We start from the raw sequence: 22,040 nt of genomic DNA, 5'->3' as shown, positions 1-22,040 counted from the left end.
GATTCACAGAGTCAGGCCAACATCCCAACCAAAGCTGCAAACGAGATTAGACAAGTGATTTAACCCATTTTTGAAAACATGTTATTTGAGCGTGTTTTCAAAACCGAGCTAGAACACTGAGCTTTCAATAGGAGTGGTTATGTACCAGCAACGGATTGTTATAGATGGATTGCAATACTGCAATTGGAACAGAGAATATTTCCAAACACTAAAGGCGAGCGGCATTACAGCAGTTCACGCTACCGCGGTTTACCACGAGACAGCTCGTGAAACCTTATCTCGCTTTGCAGAATGGAACTTAAGATTCGAGCAGAACGCAGACATTATCATGCCGATTCACTCAATGGCTGATGTTGAAACTGCAAAAGCGACAGGCAAAGTCGGCATTTTTCTAGGTGCTCAAAACTGTTCTCCAATCGATGATGAGATTGGTCTTATCGAAGTAATGCGTCAGCAAGGTCTTTTGATCATGCAATTGACGTACAACAACCAGAGCTTATTGGCGACGGGTTGCTACGAGAAGAACGACACAGGCATCACGCGCTTTGGTAAGCAAGCAATCGAAGAGATGAACCGAGTGGGCATGATCATCGATATGTCACACAGCGCTGAACGCTCAACACTTGAAGCGATTGACCTGTCTTCTCGTCCTATTTGTATCAGCCACGCGAACCCAACGTTTGCTCATGATGCACTACGAAACAAATCAAATGATGTGATTAAAGCCCTAACCGCACGCGGTGGCTTGATCGGGTTCAGCTTGTACCCATTCCACCTACCAAATGGCAGCCAATGTACGTTGGAAGATTTCTGCCAAATGGTTGCGACTACCGCTGACATGGTTGGCGTTGAACACCTAGGTATTGGTAGTGACCTATGCTTAAACCAGCCGCAAGCCGTTCTTGAGTGGATGAGAAATGGCCGTTGGTCTAAAGCAATGGACTACGGTGAAGGCTCTGCGAACAACTCAGGTTGGCCAGATGCGTTGCCTTGGTTCTGTGGTAGTGCGGGTATGGAAAATATTTATAACGGATTGATGCGTCATGGTTTCAGCGAGTCTGAAGCTGGGCAAGTCTTGGGAGAAAACTGGTTTAACTTCTTGAAAGATGGCCTAGAGCCTCAAAGCAAGGGTTAAGTGCTTTCTCACTAGTAATCATCGAATAAGCAGCCTTCTAATTAACCTTCATTTAGAAGTGCTGTTGTTACCAATTTCACTATTCAAAAGGAACAACGGTCTATTTCGCAACGCGGTAACCCAAACATGGATTAGCCTGCCCAACACAAAAAACAATAGGGCAGGTGTTAAATACACCTCTTGTAGTCATCATTAAAATGACAGCTGCAAAGAAACCTCTGGAGTCAGAGTATGTCTGATTTAACCAATAGCGTGAAATCTTCAAACGTAAATGCGGGTCAAGCACACACAGCAAGCAACAAAACGAGTAACACAAACCAGTCTGAATCGACTTCAGACAAATTAGGACTTACCAACCCAGCATTATGGTACAGCGGCGGTTTTATCGCTCTGTTCGTGGCGCTTGCTTTATTTGATGGCGAGCTGCTATCAAGCTTAGTAAATACAGGCTTTGCTTGGTCGGTAAAAGTGTTCGGCCCTTATTGGCAAATGCTTCTTCTTCTGACTTTTCTTATTGGTCTTGGCCTGGCGGCAGGGCGAACAGGCAAGGTTATCCTAGGCGGCATCGCGAAACCTGAAATGGATGGCTTCCGTTGGATGGCAATCATCTTCTGTACGCTACTTGCGGGCGGCGGTGTATTTTGGGCAGCAGCAGAGCCTATCGCACACTACGTTAACCCACCGCCGTTGTATGGCGCACAAGAAAACGCACAGCAAGGCGCAGTGAATGCGTTATCGCAATCATTCATGCACTGGGGCTTCCTCGCATGGGCAATTGTGGGCAGCTTAACGTCTATCGTGGTTATGCACCTTCACTACGACAAAGGCTTGCCTCTTAAACCCCGTATTTTGCTTTACCCAGTTTTGGGTGAAAGAGCACTGAAAGGCCATACCGGCGCACTGATTGATGCATGTTGTATTGTCGCTGTAGCGGCGGGTACTATCGGTCCGATCGGCTTCTTGGGTTTGCAAGTCAGCTACGCTCTGAATGAACTGTTTGGTATTCCAGATGGCTTCACAACTCAGCTAATCATTATCTTGTTCGCTATCGTGCTTTACACATTGTCGGCATTAAGTGGTCTCAACCGCGGAATGCAAATGCTAAGTCGTTACAACGTAATTTTAGCAATGGCATTGATGATTTACATCCTTATCTTCGGTCCAACGAACTTCATCTTCAATGGCTACATTCAAGGTGTAGGCAGCATGATAGATAACTTCATCCCAATGGCAACATACCGTGGTGATGAAGGTTGGTTAAGCTGGTGGACAGTGTTCTTCTGGGGTTGGTTCTTAGGTTACGGCCCAATGATGGCAATCTTCATCGCTCGTATTTCACGCGGTCGTAGTATTCGCCAATTGGTATCAACCATTAGCCTCATCGCACCGTTTGTAACTTGCTTCTGGTTCACGATTGTTGGTGGCTCTGGTCTTGCGTTCGAAATTGCAGATCCAGGCAGCGTAAGTAAAGCGTTCGAAGGCTTCAACTTACCAGGCGCGCTACTGGCGGTAACTCAGCAGCTACCTATGCCAATGCTTATCTCTATTCTGTTCTTGATCTTAACCACGATCTTCATCGTAACGACCGGTGACTCGATGACTTACACCATCAGTGTGGTAGTCAGTGGTGAGACTGAGCCTAACGCAATTATTCGTACTTTCTGGGGTGTGATGATGGGGGTAACTGCATTGATTCTGATTTCCCTAGGTTCAGGCGGAATCTCTGCGCTGCAATCGTTCATTGTAATCACAGCGGTACCGGTGTCCATAATCTTACTGCCATCGCTTTGGAATGCGCCTCAAATCGCAATCAAGATGGCAAAAGAACAGGGTTTGTAGAAGAGCCGAGTTTATAAAAGAGCAGGGTCTGTAAAGAAAAGAGCCTGTAGAGAAAACGCTCTCTAAAAATGAAAGAGAAAAAAAGGTGTCAGCCTTTGAAAGAAGGCTGACACAAGATTCCGAAAGGAAGAGGAAACCCGTACTGGTGAAGATACACCGGGCGGCACGTATTTAGGTCAATCGATCTAGTCAGGACAAATAATAAGGGGTGAGTTCACTTACCCCAAATAACGTGAAAGCTAACCAACACACTGTAAAAACGAATGCTTCAAATGATGGCAACGATCGGTTCTGAATGGCTAGCAAAATCCTATAACTATAAGGTGGTGAGCAAAATGGATGCACATCGTTCTACCTACACTGAATCAGCACTACGTGACGCGACTGTCGTCATGGCACCGGAAAGGCTAGGTGCAATGCACCAAACACGTATCAGCTTCGTTAGAACTCTGATTCGTAAAATGGCGCAGCAAGAATGGAAAGTGACGAAACATGAGTGGCAATTAGACGCTCAGGGTTTTGGTCATGTTATCTATAAGCTAGCGACGCCAAACCATGTTTATCATTTGGTTGTTTTCTGCGATGAAATTGCAGATGACGAACGAAATGACCGTGTAATTGCTGAAAAGTGGGACGTAACGTTTGCGCTTGTTCTTGGTGATGTTGATGTCACCCTACTTGAAAGACTTCGTGCGAATGTACCGCTTCAAGAAGCCGGCCGTAATCCTAACAATGTGCTTGTTTTAGCGCGTGCAAACAAAAGTGTACGTGTGTTTGAACATATCGTTAGTCACCTGGCTAAAGGTGTTCAACCAACGCCCAAAGAACTGGCTGAAGTAGGCTACATCCTGCGAACCACTGCCGTTTATGGTAATGGCAAATTTGGCATCGCTGATTTTAAAATCTTAGAGAAAAATGAAGATTTTAATCAGTCGTTTAGCGCGCAAATGTGTGCGGTGTATATGCTGCGTGAGTTCAGCTTAGACTGGGTTCATTACCTAGCCGAACAACAGGGCGGTGAACAAGCGATTACCTTGCATCGAGGATTACAACGTTACCTTGGTGTTGGTAATGCAACTGGTTTAGGCATGGCGCCATACCTTATTAACCACCCTAGTATTGTCGATCAGTGGATGACGACCCGTGAACATGCATTGGCGGACGTGTTGTCCAGTGAGACTGATACGGCGTTGATCGAGCCACTACGTACCTTAGTTAAAAAAGCGATTTGTCATTTAGAGCAAGTCGTTACCATCAATGAAACACAGCAAGAGCTGAACAAAGCTGCTGTTGATGATTTGAAGCACACAGAACAATCATTAGAAGCTTCTGTCAGCCTGTGCGATACATGGTCGCAGTTAGTCGAGCAATCTAAGCAAATGAGTATGGAAGCCCAAGAAATCCTTATCTCATGTTTGATGGAATTGTACCCAGAATTAGTGGACGCCCATCAAGAGCAAATGAATTGCAGCGAAACACTGTCGCTTCCTAGCGGCAAAAAGATTCAAGACCTTCTGGTTGTACTAGAAGAAAAGTACCGTTGGGCGATCACGACCGACTTTACTAAAGCAGAAAACAACTACTGGTTCTGGTATCGCTCTCAAGACAAAGAAGAGCCAAGACTCGGTGTTCGAGGCGAGGAACTCGGCGAAGAGCGTGAACTGCCGTTGGATATTGGCCGGCAAGCTTATCGTTTGTACCATGCTTTATTGCAATTTGCGCCTGAGCTTTCATTGGCCGAATTCCTTGTTAAACAGCCGCAACACCGTGCAATTGCGCGCCGTGTGTGGACGCTAGGTAACAAAGCGATGGGCGACATTCAAATGAATGTGCTGCATCAAGATTCGCCACCAATGCACTTGCTGCGTTGCAAGCTAGCGATGTTTGGTGCGACTAAGTTTGATCCTCGCTCAGACCGTTGGGTACGAGTGACGTTTTTCCAAGGTGCACCACTGCTTGATGAAATTCATCAGGACGAATGGGTGTTCCCAGTGTTACCGAGTGAAGCGGAGATGGCTGACTCAAATAAAGTTCCTACACATATCAACGCTCAACATGGAGGTAAATCGTTATGATCGTTTCTCACAATGAACTGGTAGCGGCCGTCAATAAAGCATTTCTGGGGATGCGTCGTACATGTGGTGAAGCCGATGTGATAGCGAACATGGTGGCAGATTTGCAAATGGTGGGCTTGGATGGTGTTCGTCACTTTAACAATGCGAGCAACTTCATTGGGCTAGAAGACGATTGCCCAGTTGACATTCAAGTGCTTAGTGACAATACGGTTGAAGTTGACCTGCACAAAGCGAGTTTGGCGTGTCACCTTCCTGTGGTTATCGATTACGCCATTGAAAAAATGGTCGGCAAAAAGACGCTGAAAATTGAGTTAAATAACTGCCACAACCGTTGGTTGGCGTACAGCGAGCTTGTAAAGTTAGCTGCGAAAGGTATTGCGTGCATGGCACGTTGGGATAACGGCTCTAACCCTAAGAGCACTCTGTATGTGCTTAATCGTGGTTGCGTTGCTCCAGAACTGTTTTTATCAGATTTGCCACTGGCATCGTACGAACATATCCACAATATGACCATCGAACTTTCCGTCCAGGATTTCGATATCGAACGTTTGTCAGATGGCTACCAAACACACATTGAATCAGAAGCGCTTTTTAAAACTCAAGAGAAAGCGTGGAACGATGGCATTGAAGTTGATGATGGGGAGTGGGCGGCACTGAAAGAGACCGCTACCGCAATTTTAGTTCAGAGCAGCGAACGCTCGACTCAAGGTGCAGGTGAACTGACAGCTTCGTAGCCGCTAGATTTAATAGGTTCATTAGAACTAACAGGTTCGATAGATTAACAGCGAGTAAGCCAGTTAGTTTATCAACACAGATAAAACCAAAGAGCTTAACGTATCCTCACCTCGTTAAGCTCTTTTTATTTGCCTCACGCTTTGGGTTTGCTTTACCTCATTCTTTTGATCTCTCGCTGGATTTACCTATTCTAAATTGACTGTTTTGACACACGTTGTTACCCGTTGAGAGGCAATTGAACAATTAAACGAAGCACCTTCACATTCATGTTAAACAAACGGTTTCATTTACAAGCCACTATGCGTATCTTGCTAAGGAAGGTGCCAAAGGGCGCCGTTTTTATTCGTACCGATGACTTTAGAATCAGATAAAAAGGAATGAAGCGTGCAAGCTAACTTTATTGATGGAACCACCCTGTATCGTCAGCACTCTTTTGAGTTGCCACTCGATTACCAAGCCAAAGATGGACAACAGATCCAAGCCTTCGCACGTGAGCTGGTTGATCTCGCTAAAGATGCGCAAGAGCTGCCGTGGCTTATCTACTTTCAGGGCGGCCCAGGCTTTCCATCTCCACGAGTGAGCGGTCAATCAGGTTGGCTAAAGCGTGCATTACAAAACTATCGTGTTCTGCTTCTTGACCAACGTGGTACTGGTAACAGCACCGTGATCAGCCATGAAACATTGGCCCATCTGTCTCCAGAACAACAAGTCGAATATTTAACGCATTTCAGAGCGGATAACATCGTTCGTGACGCTGAAGCGATTCGTGAACAGTTTGGTATTAAGCAATGGTCGACGATTGGTCAAAGCTTTGGTGGCTTCTGTACACTGAGCTATTTGTCACTGTTCCCACAGAGCTTGCAGCGTTGTTATGTGACGGGCGGCATTCCTTCTATTGAACGAGAAGCTGACGATGTTTATCGTGCGACTTACAAGCGTGTAGAAGACAAAAACAGAGCCTTCTTTGCTCAGTTCCCACATGCGCAAGTTATGTGTCGTGAGATCTCTGATTACCTGCTTAACAATGATGTGAGACTGCCAAACGGTCAGGTGTTTACCGTTGAACAGTTCCAGTTGATCGGTATTAATCTTGGTGGCGGCGAAGCAAACCTTCCAATGTATTTCACACTGGAGAGTGCGTTTGTTGAAGTGAACGGATGCAAGCAGCTGAGCTATAGCTTCTTAAATCAAATGCAGCAAGAGCAGGGCTACCTAACGAACCCAATCTACGCTATTTTGCATGAATCGATTTACTGCCAAGGTGCAGCGTCTAACTGGTCTGCACACCGAGTACGCGAGCAGTACCCACACTTTAACTATCAATCGGGTAGCGAGTTCTGGTTTACCGGAGAAATGGTGTACCCATGGATGTTCGACCAACTAGAAACGCTGAAGCCATTACGTGAAGCGGCAAATATGTTGGCCGAGAAGTCGGACTGGGGCTCTTTGTACAACGCAGAGCAGCTGAGTAAGAATACGGTTCCAATGGCATGCGCAGTTTACGCGGATGACATGTATGTAGAGCTGGATTACAGCCGTGAAACGCTAGCGAACATTCCAAACTCAAAAGCGTGGATTACCAACGAGTATGAGCACAATGGTTTGAGAATGGATGGTGAACGAATTGTCGATAAGTTAATGACGATGGTTGATGCGTTAGAGAACCTGCCAAAATAATCAAACTCTCTGCGTAGGTTATCTACGTTAGAAGCTATCTATGTTAGAAGCTCTCTACGTTAGAGACAAGATACGCTAGAAACAAGAAAACGCTGCATCCGTGCAGCGTTTTTTTATGTCATCAAACTCTGTTTTACTCAGTATCGTATTGATTACTAAAGCGAGTAAAACAGAGAGTTTAAGAACCGGGAGGGATAGTTCCTAAACTCATTATGGTTGGATGACGATATCTTGATTTTCAGTAGTCGATAAGCTGGCGCGGTTCTGTTCGATAAGTTGAGCCGCATAAGAGGGAGTCACAGCTTGAACTTCGCCCTTGGAACGAATAGTTAGTGCTTCCCACGCATGATCACGGTATTTGCCTGTTTGTGTATATTCAATAAGTACTCTCATGATTCTTCAATCCGATGTGTGGTTAACGTGCTACTAACATTAGCGCCATTGTTGAGGTTGCACACCTGTTAAAAATGGAACATAAGATTAACCAAATGAGAATGCGTGTAACTTGAAAAACAGACCTTATTGAACTTATCTTAACTAACTGTATTTATCGTAACCAACGGTACTTATCGTAAATGGCATCCATAAAAAACGCTGCACAGTGGCAGCGTTAAAGTTGAGAGCGGTTGAAGATTGCTTAGCTGTTTTCTAAGCCAACAATCTTGCGTGCAGACATCACTGCGCTATCCAAATCGGTCAATCTACCAGCACTTGCTGGACCAAGAACTGATGAATACAAAGCCAACTGCTTCTCAAATGATAAATCTAATTGGTTATATAGATTTTGGCGGATTTGAGCGTGTTGCTGTGGCTTTGCGCTCGACAGACCTTCCAATGTATCGTAGATGAGTGTAGTTGTATCCATATCTGTCCTCTGCTGCACCTTTATAAAATTTTGCGTATTATGCACCTGGTACTGTATTTGTTCTGCGAGATTGATCGCATTGTGTGCAGCTCTGCTTAATTGTGTAATCAGTTAGTTATAATTGTGTTGTGGTCTCAATCGTTGAGAGTGTCAGTTTGATAACAAAGACAAGGAGACACGCTGGTCTCCTTTTAATTGATTAAGCCGTGATAGAAGTAACGTATTGTGGCTGCTTACCGAGTAAATTGAATACGTACAGAACCTAGCGAATGTTAATGTTCTTATCTCGACTTTCGTACATTTCAGGTGTGGTGTGTAACCCTCCAGCGTAACCTGCAGCTTCAAGAGTTTCTCTTACCTCTCGAACGTGTTCTGCCGTTACTGGTTCCTCTCTATCTCCAAGGTGCAATCGCACGAAGGTGATCAACTCAGCTAACCTTTGATCCGACAGCACATCTTCAAAGCTTGCCATTGGCATGAAGTTTCTGTCTTTGTCGAGATAGGTGGGTTGTAGTCCACGGACGGTTACCGCGATGGTGTTGAATGGATCGCTGTGCATGATTATGCCGTTATTCAACAGAGTAGGGGCGATAGGGTCACGTCCCTTACCATCGTCACCATGACAGGCTCCACATGTCTGGCGATACGTGGTGTAAATGTCAGTCGCGTAAGAGTCTTCATCAAACCCTTTGGGCTGCAACGGAACGGCGTCACTGCTGATGGTGTTGTTGATGTCACCACTGAGTAGGTAATAGGACATCGACTCGATATCTTCACGCGTCATCAAGCTGAGACTGTTTTTTACTACGTCTGCCATGCCCGCAAAAGCAGTCCCTTTGTCTGAGTGACCCGTGTGTAAGAAATCGGTCAGTGTCGCTTCATCCCAACCATCGACATACAGCTCGTTGGCCGTGATATCGGGCGCATTCCAACCGTCAATCAAGTTACCTTGGAAAATACGTTCGGGTATCAGAGCTTGAGCAATGTTTCGCGGGGTATGGCACTCAGAGCAGTGTCCAAGGCCAGCCACCCAATATTTCCCTTGCTGCCATTTCTCAACGTTTTCGACTTCCGTTTTAAGCTCTTCGGGCACTTGATAGTCAATCGGGTCGGTATCCATGAACACAATGTTCCACCCGAGCAGACCTAGACGTATATTCGATGGGAACATCATGCTGTTGTCGTCATTGCGGCGCGGCACCGCGGTGATTGACTGCATGTATTCCCACAAGTCGACCATGTCTTGGTCGGTGAGGTATTGATAAGAGGTGTACGGCATAGCAGGGTATAGATAACCGTTCTTACCCTTGCCGGCGACTAATGCAGCTCGGAAGTCCTCAAAGTCGTAAGTCCCAATACCTTCCGTTGTGTGTGGCGTAATATTGGTTGAATAAACGGTACCAAAAGGGGTCACAAAAGGCAGCCCACCAGCAAAAGGTTCGCCACCTTCGGCACTATGACACGCAACGCAGTCACCGGCATAAGCGAGATATTCACCACGTTCAACAGACTGAGCTTCTAGATTCGCGAGTCTTTGCTGTTGCTCTGAGCCCGCATGTCGAATGTAAGCACCCAGTGCGAGTATCTCGTTTTCCGTAAACTGTTTATCAAACGCAGGCATCAGGTTGTTCAAGCCTTTGTTGATAGTGTGTTGTATCTCTTCAATACTGCCGCCATGCAGCCAAATATCGTCGGAAAGATCAGGGACGCCGATCGCCGGATTCGCGATAGAACCATCGGCGTGACAAGATGAACAATATTTTGCAAACAGCTCTTTGCCGACTTTAACTTTTACTTCTGGAACATCGGTATGGCGCTGATTGAGCGAAGCTAAGTAGTAAGAAACCTTAGCCACTTCATCGGGGCGCATTATCTCGCTCCAACCCGGCATCGCGCCATTTCGCCCTTTGGCGATCGAATGAATGATCGCTTCATCACTACCGCCATATAGCCATTCTTGGTCAATAAGGTTAGGGAAGTGTTTCTGACCTTGAGCGTTGTCGCGGTGACAAGCCGCGCAGTGAGTTTGGAACAAGATTTGTCCGCTGTTTACTATTTCGGGTATGCCAGACAATCCTTCGAGGGAGGTTTCCGTTGTTTGAGAGAATTGCTCGTTTAACGTTGTGCTGGGTGAGCTGAGTTTGTCGTCACTTTGCTTCCAATCGACTAACCCTTCCCATTCACCAAGCCCGGGGTAGAGCACCAAATAGCCAGCAGACAATAGAAAGGCAATAGCATAGCTGACAAAGAGTAGTTTTGGCGGTGGCGCATCTTTTTCTTCAATGCCATCAAAAGTGCCAAGGGTGTGGTCGTGATCGGCTTGGTGATTGCTACGCCAATATTTAACAACAACAGACACCATAAGAACGAAAAAGATTAAGGTTAAAATTACCGCCCATAGATTCCAAAATGCACTCATTGTGATACCTCCTGTGACGTATCTTTACCAAGGCTTTGTAGATAGCGGATCAGAGCTTCACCTTTGGTTTTTCCTCTTACTTGTAATCGGGCGTCACCTATTTCTTGGTCAGTATAAGGAACGCCAAGTATGCGGAGGGTTTCCATTTTTTCGCTTATGTCGTCGCCTGACAGAGTCTGTTCAAATAACCAAGGGTAGGCGGGCATGATCGATGTCGGTACGACTTTTCGAGGATCAATTAAGTGAATAGCATGCCACTGGTCAGAATACTTTCTACCTAGGTTAGTGAGGTCCGGCCCCGTGCGCTTAGAACCCCACAAGTTAGGAAATTCGTAGATGTCGTCTGCTTCTTTGTTGGGACGACCATTACGTTTCACTTCAGGCTCTAGAGGGCGAACCATTTGAGTGTGACACACATGACAGCCTTCACTGATGTAGATGTCTCGTCCTGCTAACTCAAGAGGTGTGAGCGGCATCGCTAAGCTGCCTTTGGCAATATCGTCTCCACGGACAATGCTAGGCACTACCCAAACCAACAGAGAAAAGGAAGCGACGACAACAGTGGTCAAAATTAAAATGACGATTGAATGTGTAAAGTCTTTACTCATCATTTAAGCCCCCTCATTAACGGCGTGTTTAGCGTTATGTACTACTGGCATACGAACGGTTTTAAATAAGTTAAATGCCATTAGGAATAAACCGAGAACAAACAGCGCACCACCAAAGAATCGTAAGAACAACCAAGGTGCTTTAAAGTCCATAGCCTCTACAAAGCTGTATATCAGTTCGCCATTTTCATTTTGAGCGAGCCACATATATCCCTCGCCGATGCCTGCGATCCAAAGTGCTATCGCATAGATGGCGACGCCAGCATGAGCGAGCCAAAAGTGCCATTTAATCAGTCGTCGTGACCATAGTTCGGTTTGGCCCCATAAGCGTGGAATGAAATAGTAAAAAACCGCTATCCCTGACATTCCAACCCATCCGAGAGCCGCGGAATGTACGTGCCCGATGATCCATTCGGTGTTGTGTGCCACCATGTTGAACCAGCGAATAGCGAGTAGCGGACCTTCGAATGTTGCCAAGCAGTAGTAAAGAATCGCTGAGAAAAAGAATAAAAGAATGTAGTCGGACTTCAGCTTTTCTTTGTTTTGTAGGAGGGTCATTGCGCTATTAAACGCACCGGCCCAAGAAGGGAGCCACAGGATCAATGACATCACGATTCCGATGTTCTGAATCCAGATGGGAACGGAAGAGTAGACTAAGTGGTGCGTTCCGGCCCAGGTGTAAAAGCCGACCAACCCCCAGAAATGGATCACAGACAAGCGGTACGAGTAGATAGGTCGGTCCGCCGCTTTAGGTATGAAATAGTAGTTCATACCAATCACACCAGCGGTCAGTAAGAAACCAACGGCATTATGTCCCCACCACCATTGAACAATCGCATCTTGAGCGCCTGCAAACACAGAGTAGGACTTCATCGCCGATACTGGCATCGCTAGATTATTCACAATGAAAATCATGGCAACAACGATAATGAATGCTGCGAAGAACCAGTTAGCGACGAAGATATGGCTGACTTTACGCTTAGCAAGGGTGCCAAAGAACAACACTGCATAGAGCACCCACACCAGTACAATCATTAAGTCGATTGGCCATTCAAGTTCCGCATACTCTTTTGAGCTAGTGTGGCCACCAGGCAAGGAGATGACCGCGAGCAGTAGAATAAGTTGCCATCCCCAAAAGACCATCCACGACAGGCTTTTATTGAACAGCTCACAATGGCCAGTTCGTTGGGCAATATAGAGTGAAGTTCCCATTAGAATATTCACCACAAACCCATAAATAACGCCTGAGGTATGCAGAGGGCGAAGACGACCAAATTGGAAATATTGAGAATCGAAATTGAGCACAGGCCAATACAATTGAGCGGCGAGGATCACGCCGATGATCATCCCCACAATCGCCCAGATTAAAGAGGCGATGATAAAGTATCTCACGACCTTGATGCTGTATTGCGTTGTCACTTGTTCCATAACAAGGCTCCTTGCCTACAGTTTTGATTTGCTGTCTGTTTTTGAGTCGCTAACTGAACTTGATTCCTTGCCGAGCATTGAATAGAAGTAGGAGATATCTCGGATGTCTTGGTCTGAAAGTGTGTCGGCTTGTTGCTGCATGAGAATTGCCAAACCACTGGTTCTTTCCCTTGTCTGATAATCTTTCAGTGAGGAAATGAGATACCCTATTTTTTGGCCACGAAGGTTCGGGTAGGGATCTTGAGTTGAGATACCATCAACGCCATGACAAGTCATACACACCTTGGCTTTTTGTTTTCCTAACTCGAACTGCTCGTCGTTAGATTCTGCGTAAACTGGATTCATGACAGCCGTCATTAGCAGAATGGAAAGTGCGGTTATGGGGTTAAACTTTTGCTTATTTAATCTCATTACGTATTCCCTTATTGAAGAAAAGAGCGAGTGCTTGATGAACCTCAGAAAACACTCAGCTTGGTGTAAAGGTTATGCATGCATAAGCGTTCTCGCTACTTACTGACTCATATTTATTGTCAATTTTGTTAGTCAGTACGTATTCAGTGGCAGGATTGGATTACTCATTGTCTTTAAAAAACAGGGATTACTTGTATGAACGCTAATTAAAGTCTTATTGAGATAAGGGGAGGTGTTGTTCGCAACTGGTTACAGGAATGAAACATTATTTGAGAAAGATTCGAACAGCATCATTGAGAAAATAGACAATGTCTAAGCAAGTCAAATGACCAATATGAACTAGACTCAAATTAGTGACCTTTTAAAATGGAGTTTAAAATGAGAGCTGCACTTCTGTTTATCCTTTCACTGTGTTCATTTTCTATTTTTGCAGCATCGGAACTGACAATATTCGATCACTTAGGGCAAAAGCATCAATTCAGTCGAGAACAACTGTTATTGCTTCCTCAAAAAGAAATCACCACGTCATTACCTTGGCTGGATGGAGAATTGGTTTATAGTGGTGTGGCCTTACAAACGGTGCTTGAAACTATGGATTTACCCATGGCCTCGCAGGTAACTTTTGTTGCACTAAACGATTATAAAATAGCGGTGCCCAAAGAAGACTTTGACGACTACCAGCCGATCATTGCGATTAAACAAAATGGCCAATTTATGTCAGTCAGAGAAAAAGGTCCGTACTGGTTGATATATCCACTTTCTTCGACTCCAGACATTGATAACACTGACTTCCATGCCAAGATGATCTGGCAGATACGCGATATTCATTTGTAAGGACTTAGTATGAAAAAGCTGTTGTCATTGACTGCAATTAAAGTCGTCGTGTTATCTTTAGCGGCAGTGGTACTCACCATTAATATCTACAGTGTGACCCGCATTAACGATATCAATAAGAGTTTTTCCACCCGACAAAATGAGGCAACGTGGTTCGTTTTTCAATTGGTGAAAGAATACGCCAATTTCTTGATGGTAAGCCGTTCTGAAACTATTGATTATGATGAGTTATGGTTAGCGTACGATATTACGTGGAGCCGTTTTGACATATTAATTAACAGTACTGAGTCCTCCAATTTCATCAAGTCAGCAAACTTTAAACCTTATTTTAGTGCGGAATTTGATAAATTTAAGAGCTTGGAATCCTCAATTAAACTGGTCAGTCAAGGGTTGTTGCCCAAGGAATCTCTGCAGAAAAAAGTCGATATTTGCTACCACACACTCGTCGATTTTATTAATGACAAGTTTCGATTACAAAGCCCTGTGATTGAAGAAAACACCTCAATGGTTGATAACTTGGTTACCGTTCATCGGATCAGTAGCGTTTTTCTTGTTGGCATCTTGTTATTGACTGGGATTATTTTTTATATGGATTTTTCTATTAAAAGAAAGCTCTACTCTACGGATTTTATTACAGGATTTCGCAATCGAATTTCGTTGATGAAATTTGTTAAGAATAGCTACTCGAAGGACAAAAACTTTGATCTCTATTTTGTCCGAATCAGAAATCTTACCGAGATTAATCAAAAATATGGCCTTGAATATGGGGACCTTGTGGTGAGCTCGGCTGCTAAGTCTTTGACCACCAAGATCCCTGAAAGCACCATTTCATTCCGAAGCAGTGGAAGCCAGTTCTTATTCTTCATTCCTGATCATTTGTACGCGAGTGACGAAATTCAGGACAAGTTTAACGATGTGCTTAGTGATTACATCTCTGCAGGTAACTTAGAATTGATGATTGACGCCGTAGTGAGGCACAAGAAGAACATAAGCTCTAAAGACATGATGGAGCTGTTGACCTCGATGCAAGGCTAAGCTTCTACAAGGTTTGGTCGTGGTTATTAAGTAGTCATGCTTTCGGAATACGACTACTGTTTCTGATTGAGTGCCACAATCCTTTCGTTAGAGCTTGGTTCTAAAAGGGCTTGCTGATCCAGAATAGTCTGCGGATTGTGTTCACGAACAAATTCAATGAACTCAATGTAAGTGAGTGGTTGGCTGAAAAAATAACCCTGTATTAGGTCGCAGTTGGCTTTTTTAAGGTGATGATATTGTTCGAGAGACTCGACACCTTCACCAACAACGAAGGTGTCACAAGAGTGCCCTAAGTTAACCATGGATTCGACCATCTTTCGGTCAGCTTTGTCGTCGACGATATTATCGATAAAGCTTTTATCAATTTTAAGCTCATCGACAGGGTAGTGAAGAAGTTGGTTAAAAGCTGTATAGCCTGTACCGAAATCGTCAAGAGACACTTTTAAACCTAAGCTCCTGATACTTTCGATAGTCTGCACTGTAAGTTTACTGCTTTTAACGTAACTGGTTTCGGTAATTTCTATAATGATGTTGGCTGGTGGTACTTGATAACGCTCGATTACCTTTCGAATATTGTCGGCAAAGTTACGATTGTAAAGTTCCATCGCTGAGATATTTATTGATAAGCTACCTGTGTACTTGTGAATTTCAGAGAGCTCTTTATAGCTTTTTATTGCGGTACTAATGACCCACATGTCGAGTTTGGATATTAGATTGCTCCTCTCCGCGACTGGAATGAACTCATCTGGACCCGCTTGAATGTCAAACAGTGCAGGGCAGCGAATGAGACATTCTGCTCCGTCAATCTGAAGTGTCTTAGCATTGAAAATAGGCATAAAGCGAAGTTCAAAGTTGTCGCTTTCACAACACTCCAATAGCCTTTTTTCGATAACGTCATGTCTTTCTAGTGAATGAAGTAGTTCTTCGCCGTAAACGATTCGGCTTTCTCCATCACTGTGCGCTTTGGCATTAATCAGCATCTCATCGATGCATCGGTGCCATATCTCCTCGAACTTAGGGGTATCGACGGGTAGTACACCTGTTGCAATTGAAAGCCTGAAACCATAGTAATCGAGGAAAGTCGTGCCTGTTAGGGTGTTGTTAATGTTCTCAATTTCTTCGTTTATTGATTGGTGCTCACCCATTTCCAATATGGCAATGAATTGGTTTCCTCCTAGCCTTGCAACTGAATAGTCGCTGCAACTGAAACCGAAAGAGGATTGTTGATTCTGCAGGGTTTCTCTTAGTGTTTTGGCCAGACTAACGAGTACATTGTCACCTACTTTCGCACCATATAAGTCATTGATTTTACGGAAGTCGATAATGTCCCAGCAAACCAGATAGCAATGAGGACTTATCGAGCTTTTTAGACGCACATCGAGGTGTCGGATGAACGAGCGTCGGTTGGCTAATTTGGTTAATTGATCAAATTCAGCTTCGAATTTCAATTCTGTTAATGAATCAATGTAGGCGTTTTTTAGACCATCAATTTCACTGTGCCCGGATGAACGTTTGAAATACCTCAGTTTAAGTCCGCCAATGGATATCTCGTGTAGTAGATCTTTGAGTGGACGTACTAATTGGTAGCGCACCACCATGTGTACGATGAGCATAATAATGAATAGTGTCGTCAAACCGCCAAGTAAGGTCTGCTGAGCTATGATAGATTTTTCCTGATTGAATTTTTTTTCGCGAATATTAACCTGAGCGAGGAAGTGACGGCTGTTCATCTCAACTTTGATTCTGTCTTTGGTTTGTTCAAACGATTTGATAACAAACTGCGTATTCTCTATGTGTGCAGTATTCGATGATGGCTCAATCAGAAGCTGCATATTGTCATCATCGTTGTATTTTATTAGTAAGTTGGATAGTTGTTTTAATGGACCATCTGCAATTAGTATGTATCGATTTAAGCTGTCGTTTGCACGTTTGTCTTGTGGGAGCAAGTAAGGGTCGATTGCAATAACGTAAGCGTATCTAAGTTCACCACTCACAGAGATATATGAGAAGCCTTTATGAGACAGCTCGTTTTTATTGATTAACGAGGTATAGATATCGAAGATTTTTTCATAGATGTTATCGGGGATCTTTAACCCTTCGAAAGGGTCTGCTCGTAACGTAGATAGCGTTAACTGAAACTTAGGATCAACGATATAGATGTTACGTTGACCAAATTGATTAACGTGACTTTGGTTTAAGACACGAAGCACTCTTTTTTCCAGCAGGGACAAGGTTGTGTAGTCACTAGGGTTTTGAATATATCGCAAGAACTGTAGCGATGAACCTATATCTTTTACAAGCAAAGATAGACCAAGTTGCTCGTATTCAGCCGCCACGAGCGCGGTGTTCACATCAGATTGTACTTCGTCTAAGTACATGTGTTTCGCGTGGTTAGAGGCTAAGTGGTAAGTAACCATTCCGCCTATTGCAAATACGAACAATAAAGTAGGAATGAGCACAAAGTAGAGCTTCTTTAATACTGGCATTAATTATCTCAAACTGTCGACAATGCGGTTACGAATTTGAATGCTATTGGGTTCGAGTTGCTGATACAGATAGCTGCGTTCTAAAACCTCTTTGCTAGGGAAAAGCTCCGGATCATTTTGGTATTCTTGCGTTGTTAAGGCTTTTGCTTTTGAGCTTGGAGTTGCAAACCATGAATCCATTGCGTTTTGAGCGGCGATCTCGGGTTGCGACAAGAATGATAGAATCGTTGTTGCTTGTGCAGACAACTCTCCGTTATTAATCGCAGCAATGCACTCTAACCATAACGTTGTGCCTTCTTGAGGTACGATGTAAACCCAAGAGGCATCAGGCTCCAAATCATTGAGTACATAACTGTCACCAGAATAACCGTAGGCAAGGTCGATGTTAGCAAGACGTTCGGGTTGGCGAATATAGTCGATGACGTATTCGTTGCTTTCTAGGTGTGGCTTTTGAGCTTGCAGGGTTTTATAGGCAACGCGAAGTTCCTGCTCATTATTGGTGAATGGATCAAATTGATTTGCTAACAGTGCAGTACTCACCAAATCCGTAGGTTCGTAATACATACTTATGCGGCCACTGCTGTTCGTGTCTGGTTCGAGAATAGCATTCCAAGAGGTGGGAGCGTTTAGTTTGTCACTGCGATATAAGATTCCCGCAGTCCCCCAAGCGTAGGGAATGCCATACTCGCCACATCCTTCAACCCACCGTGAATCTATGTTACCAGCAATGGATTGTTGTAACTCACTGAGATTATGAAACAGGTTCTGCTTGGCTAACGCATTGAGCTTTACACTTTCTATAATGACTAGCTCAAATGCGCCACGACGTTCGCTTAATAGCACTTCATCTCTGATCGACTCATCAGAAAAAAACTGCTGTTTCAAAGAAATGCCGTACGTGTCACTTAGTTGGGTCACGACACTATTGGATAGAAATTCATCCCAATTGTAGAGATAAATATCATTTTGTTGGCTAAACGCTGTGCCAGTTAAAAAGGATGATGACGCAAGAACTGAAACATAAAATGCTTTCACTGACGGATTCCTTTCCTACTTTGCTTAACTAAATCGTAGCCCAAATTTTGCGACATAGCTCAAATTTAGGTCTCTAATTTCAGTTCAACCTAACGCAATGCATTTAGGTGTGAAAATCCTATGACCTAATTGGAACTAAAAGTAAGCTTAGAACACAAAATCATTATGTTAAATCAAGGGGATATCAACCTTTGACCGACGAACGCCTGAAGAAGTGCACGAATGACTCATCTACTTCTGATTTGGCACGACGAAAACACGGGATTTGTTTGATTATTAGGTTGCTAGTAAATATATATTCATCTACTTGAGCATTTTTTCGTTAGTTATGCAATAGTGGGGCATTAATTGAACGATAGGAGGTTGGTTTATGGATGCAGGTTTAGTTGGGATTTTTGTTACCGTGGCGATTGCTCACTTTTTGGCGCTATTGAGTCCCGGACCAGATTTTGTGATTGTGGTAAAGAGCGCTGTTAAAAATAAGGGAAGAAAAGCACTCGGCGTTGCATTCGGTATTGCCAGCGCCAATGCGGTTTATATTGCTTTATGTTTGGTTGGTGTCGGCTCGATCCTAGCGGCATCTGTTTCCGTTATGATTGCACTTAAGATAATTGGTGGTGTATTTCTTGTTTATCTTGCCGTTCAAGCGATAAGAGCGAAGAAATGTAACTACAGTAATATGGATGTTTCCGAAGGAGATAGCTTCAACCAAACGACTTTTCTTAAAGAATTCGTCACGGGTTTTCTATCTGGAATCCTTAATCCCAAAAACCTATTGTTCTATTTGAGCTTATTTACGGTTGTGTTGAACAATGACATTGGCTTCATGTTTAAGTTAGGCTTAGGTATTTGGATGACGGTGGTTGTCTTTATTTGGGATGCGGCGATCATCTTCCTGTTATCGACGCCTAAAGTGCGTCAAGAGTTTACGCGCGCTGCTTACTATATTGATAAAGTGACAGGAGTTATGTTGGGTCTGCTTGGCTTGACCATTGTGAAATCTGCTCTGGTACGTCAGTAGATTCAATAAAGTTACCATTGCTGAGTAACCCGTTTGTGGCACGATACAATGCCTATGTGCCGCGAATGTGTGCTTGTTTCCTACCAGGGCTGATACGTTTTATCTCTTATCTGCCCGATATTAAACCCTCAGCTTAATCCACCAATTCTTTTCATAACTGTTTGTTTATCATTCCTTAGTTCTTAAATAAGTATTAATAATGTTGCTGTTGAACACTTGTAGCACGGGGTGTTTGTGCTTATTGTAGGCTGCAATGTCTATTCAATATCAGCGCTAGGAGCCATTGTGAATTTAGAGATATATCAAGTGGATTCGTTCACAACTCAAGCTTTTAAAGGAAACCCTGCAGGGGTTTGTATTTCACAAGAACCTTTAGAAGAGTCGTTGATGTATTCGATTGCTGAAGAGATGGCAGTATCAGAAACGGCATTCTTAGCCCTCAATACGATGACGTTGAAATGGTTCACACCAGAAGTTGAAGTCAAATTATGCGGTCACGGTACGTTGGCAACAGCGCATGTGATGAAGGAAAGAGGGTTAGTCAATGTGGGTGAGGTTGTGACGTTTGATACGCTTTCAGGGGAGCTATCTGCCATAGTTTGTGACTCCACAATCGAGCTTGACTTCCCAAGTACTGTGCTTGATCTTGGATTGGATGCTAATAAAGATTTGCTTGAATATTTAGGGCTGTGTGAAGCCCAAGTCATGTCATACAGTGAGTTCGATACCAAGCAGTTTATTGAGGTTGTCAGCGAACAAGTTTTATTAGATTTATCACCAAACTTTGATGCTCTAAAGCGTATTAAAGGTCGAGGCGTTGTTGTGACAGCATTGTCGTCGAACTCTGAGCTTGATTTTGTTTCGCGCTATTTTGCGCCGTGGGTGGGTGTTAACGAAGATCCCGTTACGGGTTCAGCGCATTGCGCTCTCACACAATACTGGTCCGAGAAACTAAACAAAGCGCATTTCAATGCTTACCAAGCGTCGCGCCGCGGTGGGTATGTATCGACAGAGCTATTACCGAACGGTCGTATAAAACTGATAGGGTCTGCAACCACCGTAATCAGTGGTACTTTAAAAGTCTAAACTTCAATATCATTCATAAAATAGCAATGTCGTTATTTAGAATGGAAATGTCATAATTTAAATCTGCTAGGTCACTACTTAAGGAATAATCGTGTCAGCTTTTTATCTTTCTCAGGTATTAGTCGCAATTGCTATTTGTTTCGATCTTCTGTCTTTTCAATTTAAAGAGAGAAAGAAAATCGTTACCTGTCTGTTCTTTGCTGGCGTGCTTATTTCTAGCCACTTTATTCTTCTTGAACAATGGACAGCGGCAAGTTTGATGATCATCGCGACCATTCGATATTTGACGAGCGTGTTTTCTACGTCACCAAAATTTAAATATTTGTTCAGTTCCATGTCAGTAGTCGCAACGGTTGTGACTTACTCGGGGCTCACTAGCATATTGAGTTGCTTTGCTTCCGTATTTCAAACCTTTGCAGCCTTCAATAAAGATGACCGTCGATTAAGAGAGTTGATGATTATCGGAACTAGCTTTTGGTTGGTTCACAATTACTTAGTTGGTTCTCCAACTGCTGTACTGATGGAAGCGCTATTTATCTGCAGTAACTTGGTTGGCTATTATCGTTTCTATTTCAGAAAAAGTGCTGTGGCTTAGGGCTTAGGGCTTATAGCTCAGGAGCTCAGGAAGCTAGGCTTTAGATAAAACGATAAAACGATAAAACGATAAAGCACTGCACCATATTCATCTAACAAGGATTAGGAGAGAGCGATGTCAAATATCTACTCGGATGTGCCTTCGTCAATACCCGACGAAATCTTCAACGACATCATTACTACTGAGAATGTGCGGATTGAAAGAATAATATCTCATAGGCACAGTTCTCCAGAACAAGGTTGGTATGACCAAGATGAAAACGAATGGATTATGGTGCTAGAGGGGCAAGGTGTTATTGAGTTCGAAGACGGACGTGTCGTTACCTTGTCTAAAGGGGATTACATCAATATTGCCGCGAGAGAGAAGCACAAGGTTATTGGTACGGATAGAGACGTTGTGACTATTTGGCTAGCTGTGTTTTATCGTTAGTATTGCTATCAAGTAGTGAATAGGCAATCAGCAATACATGAAAGGACTGTGTCGTGGTTAGAATTCGAAATTACCAAGTTAGTGATGCCAAAGCATTATGGGAGATCTATTTTCATACCGTCCGAAATATTAATGTTCGTGACTATTCTCAAGAACAAGTTGAGGCTTGGGCTCCAAGTGACTTTGACTCCGAGGTGTGGGAAAAGTGTCTGCATCGTATCCAACCTTTTGTTGCGGAGTTGGATGGCCACATTGTTGGCTATACTGACCTGTGATCTGCTCCAGTCAGACTGGACACTTAGCTAAGCGACATTTCGCTTTTCAAAG

General features: G+C 43.9%; 19 protein-coding genes and 1 pseudogene. 12 read left to right on the top strand and 8 right to left on the bottom strand.

Annotated elements, in window-relative coordinates; translation table 11 throughout:
- Positions 1–139 precede the first annotated feature (139 nt).
- The 5 genes from ACED28_RS15785 (at position 140) to ACED28_RS15765 (ending at position 7,461) form a co-directional block, all read left to right on the top strand.
- Positions 140–1,135, top strand: a complete 996-nt coding sequence (locus ACED28_RS15785; protein WP_029222845.1) for a membrane dipeptidase — start codon at positions 140–142, stop codon at positions 1,133–1,135.
- A gap of 231 nt (positions 1,136–1,366) precedes the next feature.
- Complete coding sequence (locus ACED28_RS15780; RefSeq protein WP_017098973.1) at positions 1,367–2,974, top strand: BCCT family transporter; 1,608 nt, start codon at positions 1,367–1,369, stop codon at positions 2,972–2,974.
- A 272-nt stretch (positions 2,975–3,246) separates the two neighbouring features.
- A complete protein-coding gene (locus tag ACED28_RS15775; protein ID WP_371710215.1) occupies positions 3,247–5,049 on the top strand; it encodes a hypothetical protein in 1,803 nt (600 codons plus the stop codon).
- Entirely contained in the window at positions 5,046–5,783 is a 738-nt protein-coding gene (locus tag ACED28_RS15770; protein WP_371694503.1) for a DUF3726 domain-containing protein, read from the top strand. The genes ACED28_RS15775 and ACED28_RS15770 overlap by 4 nt, the downstream gene beginning before the upstream one ends.
- Before the next feature lie 385 nt (positions 5,784–6,168).
- Positions 6,169–7,461 carry an alpha/beta fold hydrolase gene (locus ACED28_RS15765; protein ID WP_371710214.1) on the top strand — a complete coding sequence of 431 codons (1,293 nt, stop codon included), beginning with the start codon at positions 6,169–6,171 and terminating at the stop codon, positions 7,459–7,461.
- A 210-nt stretch (positions 7,462–7,671) separates the two neighbouring features.
- Here the strand turns inward: ACED28_RS15765 and ACED28_RS15760 are convergent, their stop codons facing one another.
- From ACED28_RS15760 to ACED28_RS15735, 6 genes are all read right to left on the bottom strand, one after another.
- The gene (locus ACED28_RS15760; protein ID WP_017102586.1) at positions 7,672–7,854 is read right to left on the bottom strand and encodes a hypothetical protein; all 183 of its coding nucleotides are present in this window, start codon (positions 7,852–7,854) and stop codon (positions 7,672–7,674) included.
- Between the two features lie 244 nt (positions 7,855–8,098).
- The gene (locus tag ACED28_RS15755) at positions 8,099–8,326 is read right to left on the bottom strand and encodes a PAS factor family protein (RefSeq protein WP_004730426.1); all 228 of its coding nucleotides are present in this window, start codon (positions 8,324–8,326) and stop codon (positions 8,099–8,101) included.
- A 262-nt stretch (positions 8,327–8,588) separates the two neighbouring features.
- Complete coding sequence (locus ACED28_RS15750) at positions 8,589–10,745, bottom strand: c-type cytochrome (protein ID WP_371710213.1); 2,157 nt, start codon at positions 10,743–10,745, stop codon at positions 8,589–8,591.
- On the bottom strand, positions 10,742–11,356 hold the full coding sequence (locus ACED28_RS15745) for a cbb3-type cytochrome c oxidase subunit II (protein ID WP_065679411.1): 615 nt from the start codon (positions 11,354–11,356) through the stop codon (positions 10,742–10,744). The genes ACED28_RS15750 and ACED28_RS15745 overlap by 4 nt, the downstream gene beginning before the upstream one ends.
- Positions 11,357–12,781: a cytochrome-c oxidase, cbb3-type subunit I gene (gene ccoN, locus ACED28_RS15740; protein WP_371710212.1), complete on the bottom strand. Its 1,425-nt coding sequence runs from the start codon at positions 12,779–12,781 to the stop codon at positions 11,357–11,359. It abuts the gene before it with no gap.
- Positions 12,782–12,796: 15 nt separating this feature from the next.
- Positions 12,797–13,192 carry a cytochrome c gene (locus ACED28_RS15735; protein ID WP_371710211.1) on the bottom strand — a complete coding sequence of 132 codons (396 nt, stop codon included), beginning with the start codon at positions 13,190–13,192 and terminating at the stop codon, positions 12,797–12,799.
- A 366-nt stretch (positions 13,193–13,558) separates the two neighbouring features.
- Between ACED28_RS15735 and ACED28_RS15730 the strand changes: the two genes are divergently transcribed.
- Together ACED28_RS15730 and ACED28_RS15725 are read left to right on the top strand one after the other, a co-directional pair.
- Entirely contained in the window at positions 13,559–14,026 is a 468-nt protein-coding gene (locus ACED28_RS15730) for a hypothetical protein (RefSeq protein WP_012600765.1), read from the top strand.
- A gap of 9 nt (positions 14,027–14,035) precedes the next feature.
- The gene (locus ACED28_RS15725; protein WP_004730440.1) at positions 14,036–15,061 is read left to right on the top strand and encodes a diguanylate cyclase domain-containing protein; all 1,026 of its coding nucleotides are present in this window, start codon (positions 14,036–14,038) and stop codon (positions 15,059–15,061) included.
- A 53-nt stretch (positions 15,062–15,114) separates the two neighbouring features.
- Here ACED28_RS15725 and ACED28_RS15720 read toward each other — a convergent pair whose 3' ends face one another.
- Together ACED28_RS15720 and ACED28_RS15715 are read right to left on the bottom strand one after the other, a co-directional pair.
- Positions 15,115–17,547, bottom strand: a complete 2,433-nt coding sequence (locus ACED28_RS15720) for a putative bifunctional diguanylate cyclase/phosphodiesterase (RefSeq protein ID WP_371710210.1) — start codon at positions 17,545–17,547, stop codon at positions 15,115–15,117.
- Positions 17,548–17,550: 3 nt separating this feature from the next.
- A complete protein-coding gene (locus tag ACED28_RS15715; protein ID WP_135381852.1) occupies positions 17,551–18,582 on the bottom strand; it encodes a PotD/PotF family extracellular solute-binding protein in 1,032 nt (343 codons plus the stop codon).
- A 370-nt stretch (positions 18,583–18,952) separates the two neighbouring features.
- Here ACED28_RS15715 and ACED28_RS15710 point away from each other — a divergent pair, with 370 nt between their 5' ends.
- The 5 genes and pseudogenes from ACED28_RS15710 to ACED28_RS15690 form a co-directional block, all read left to right on the top strand.
- A complete protein-coding gene (locus ACED28_RS15710) occupies positions 18,953–19,603 on the top strand; it encodes a LysE family translocator (protein ID WP_017098962.1) in 651 nt (216 codons plus the stop codon).
- A gap of 285 nt (positions 19,604–19,888) precedes the next feature.
- Positions 19,889–20,689: a PhzF family phenazine biosynthesis protein gene (locus ACED28_RS15705; protein ID WP_371710209.1), complete on the top strand. Its 801-nt coding sequence runs from the start codon at positions 19,889–19,891 to the stop codon at positions 20,687–20,689.
- A 91-nt stretch (positions 20,690–20,780) separates the two neighbouring features.
- Positions 20,781–21,284, top strand: a complete 504-nt coding sequence (locus tag ACED28_RS15700; RefSeq protein WP_009844950.1) for a YgjV family protein — start codon at positions 20,781–20,783, stop codon at positions 21,282–21,284.
- A 114-nt stretch (positions 21,285–21,398) separates the two neighbouring features.
- The gene (locus tag ACED28_RS15695; protein WP_371710208.1) at positions 21,399–21,713 is read left to right on the top strand and encodes a cupin domain-containing protein; all 315 of its coding nucleotides are present in this window, start codon (positions 21,399–21,401) and stop codon (positions 21,711–21,713) included.
- Positions 21,714–21,766: 53 nt separating this feature from the next.
- A pseudogene (locus ACED28_RS15690) lies at positions 21,767–21,985 on the top strand (GNAT family N-acetyltransferase); the annotation flags it as partial.
- Positions 21,986–22,040: the final 55 nt, after the last annotated feature.

The organism is Vibrio sp. 1F253, from assembly GCF_041439295.1.
GTDB classification, from domain to species: Bacteria; Pseudomonadota; Gammaproteobacteria; order Enterobacterales; family Vibrionaceae; genus Vibrio; species Vibrio tasmaniensis_A.
This window is presented reverse-complemented; position numbering and strand designations above follow the sequence as displayed.

Bases quoted from the DNA above. Each gene is read 5' to 3' on its own strand.
- ACED28_RS15695 (WP_371710208.1), top strand. From the start codon at position 21,399: ATGTCAAATATCTACTCGGATGTGCCTTCGTCAATACCCGACGAAATC.
- ACED28_RS15755 (WP_004730426.1), bottom strand. From the start codon at position 8,326: ATGGATACAACTACACTCATCTACGATACATTGGAAGGTCTGTCGAGC.
- ACED28_RS15720 (WP_371710210.1), bottom strand. From the start codon at position 17,547: ATGCCAGTATTAAAGAAGCTCTACTTTGTGCTCATTCCTACTTTATTG.
- ACED28_RS15785 (WP_029222845.1), top strand. From the start codon at position 140: ATGTACCAGCAACGGATTGTTATAGATGGATTGCAATACTGCAATTGG.
- ACED28_RS15780 (WP_017098973.1), top strand. From the start codon at position 1,367: ATGTCTGATTTAACCAATAGCGTGAAATCTTCAAACGTAAATGCGGGT.
- ccoN (WP_371710212.1), bottom strand. From the start codon at position 12,781: ATGGAACAAGTGACAACGCAATACAGCATCAAGGTCGTGAGATACTTT.
- ACED28_RS15760 (WP_017102586.1), bottom strand. From the start codon at position 7,854: ATGAGAGTACTTATTGAATATACACAAACAGGCAAATACCGTGATCAT.
- ACED28_RS15730 (WP_012600765.1), top strand. From the start codon at position 13,559: ATGGAGTTTAAAATGAGAGCTGCACTTCTGTTTATCCTTTCACTGTGT.
- ACED28_RS15745 (WP_065679411.1), bottom strand. From the start codon at position 11,356: ATGATGAGTAAAGACTTTACACATTCAATCGTCATTTTAATTTTGACC.
- ACED28_RS15775 (WP_371710215.1), top strand. From the start codon at position 3,247: ATGATGGCAACGATCGGTTCTGAATGGCTAGCAAAATCCTATAACTAT.
- ACED28_RS15770 (WP_371694503.1), top strand. From the start codon at position 5,046: ATGATCGTTTCTCACAATGAACTGGTAGCGGCCGTCAATAAAGCATTT.
- ACED28_RS15735 (WP_371710211.1), bottom strand. From the start codon at position 13,192: ATGAGATTAAATAAGCAAAAGTTTAACCCCATAACCGCACTTTCCATT.
- ACED28_RS15725 (WP_004730440.1), top strand. From the start codon at position 14,036: ATGAAAAAGCTGTTGTCATTGACTGCAATTAAAGTCGTCGTGTTATCT.
- ACED28_RS15750 (WP_371710213.1), bottom strand. From the start codon at position 10,745: ATGAGTGCATTTTGGAATCTATGGGCGGTAATTTTAACCTTAATCTTT.
- ACED28_RS15710 (WP_017098962.1), top strand. From the start codon at position 18,953: ATGGATGCAGGTTTAGTTGGGATTTTTGTTACCGTGGCGATTGCTCAC.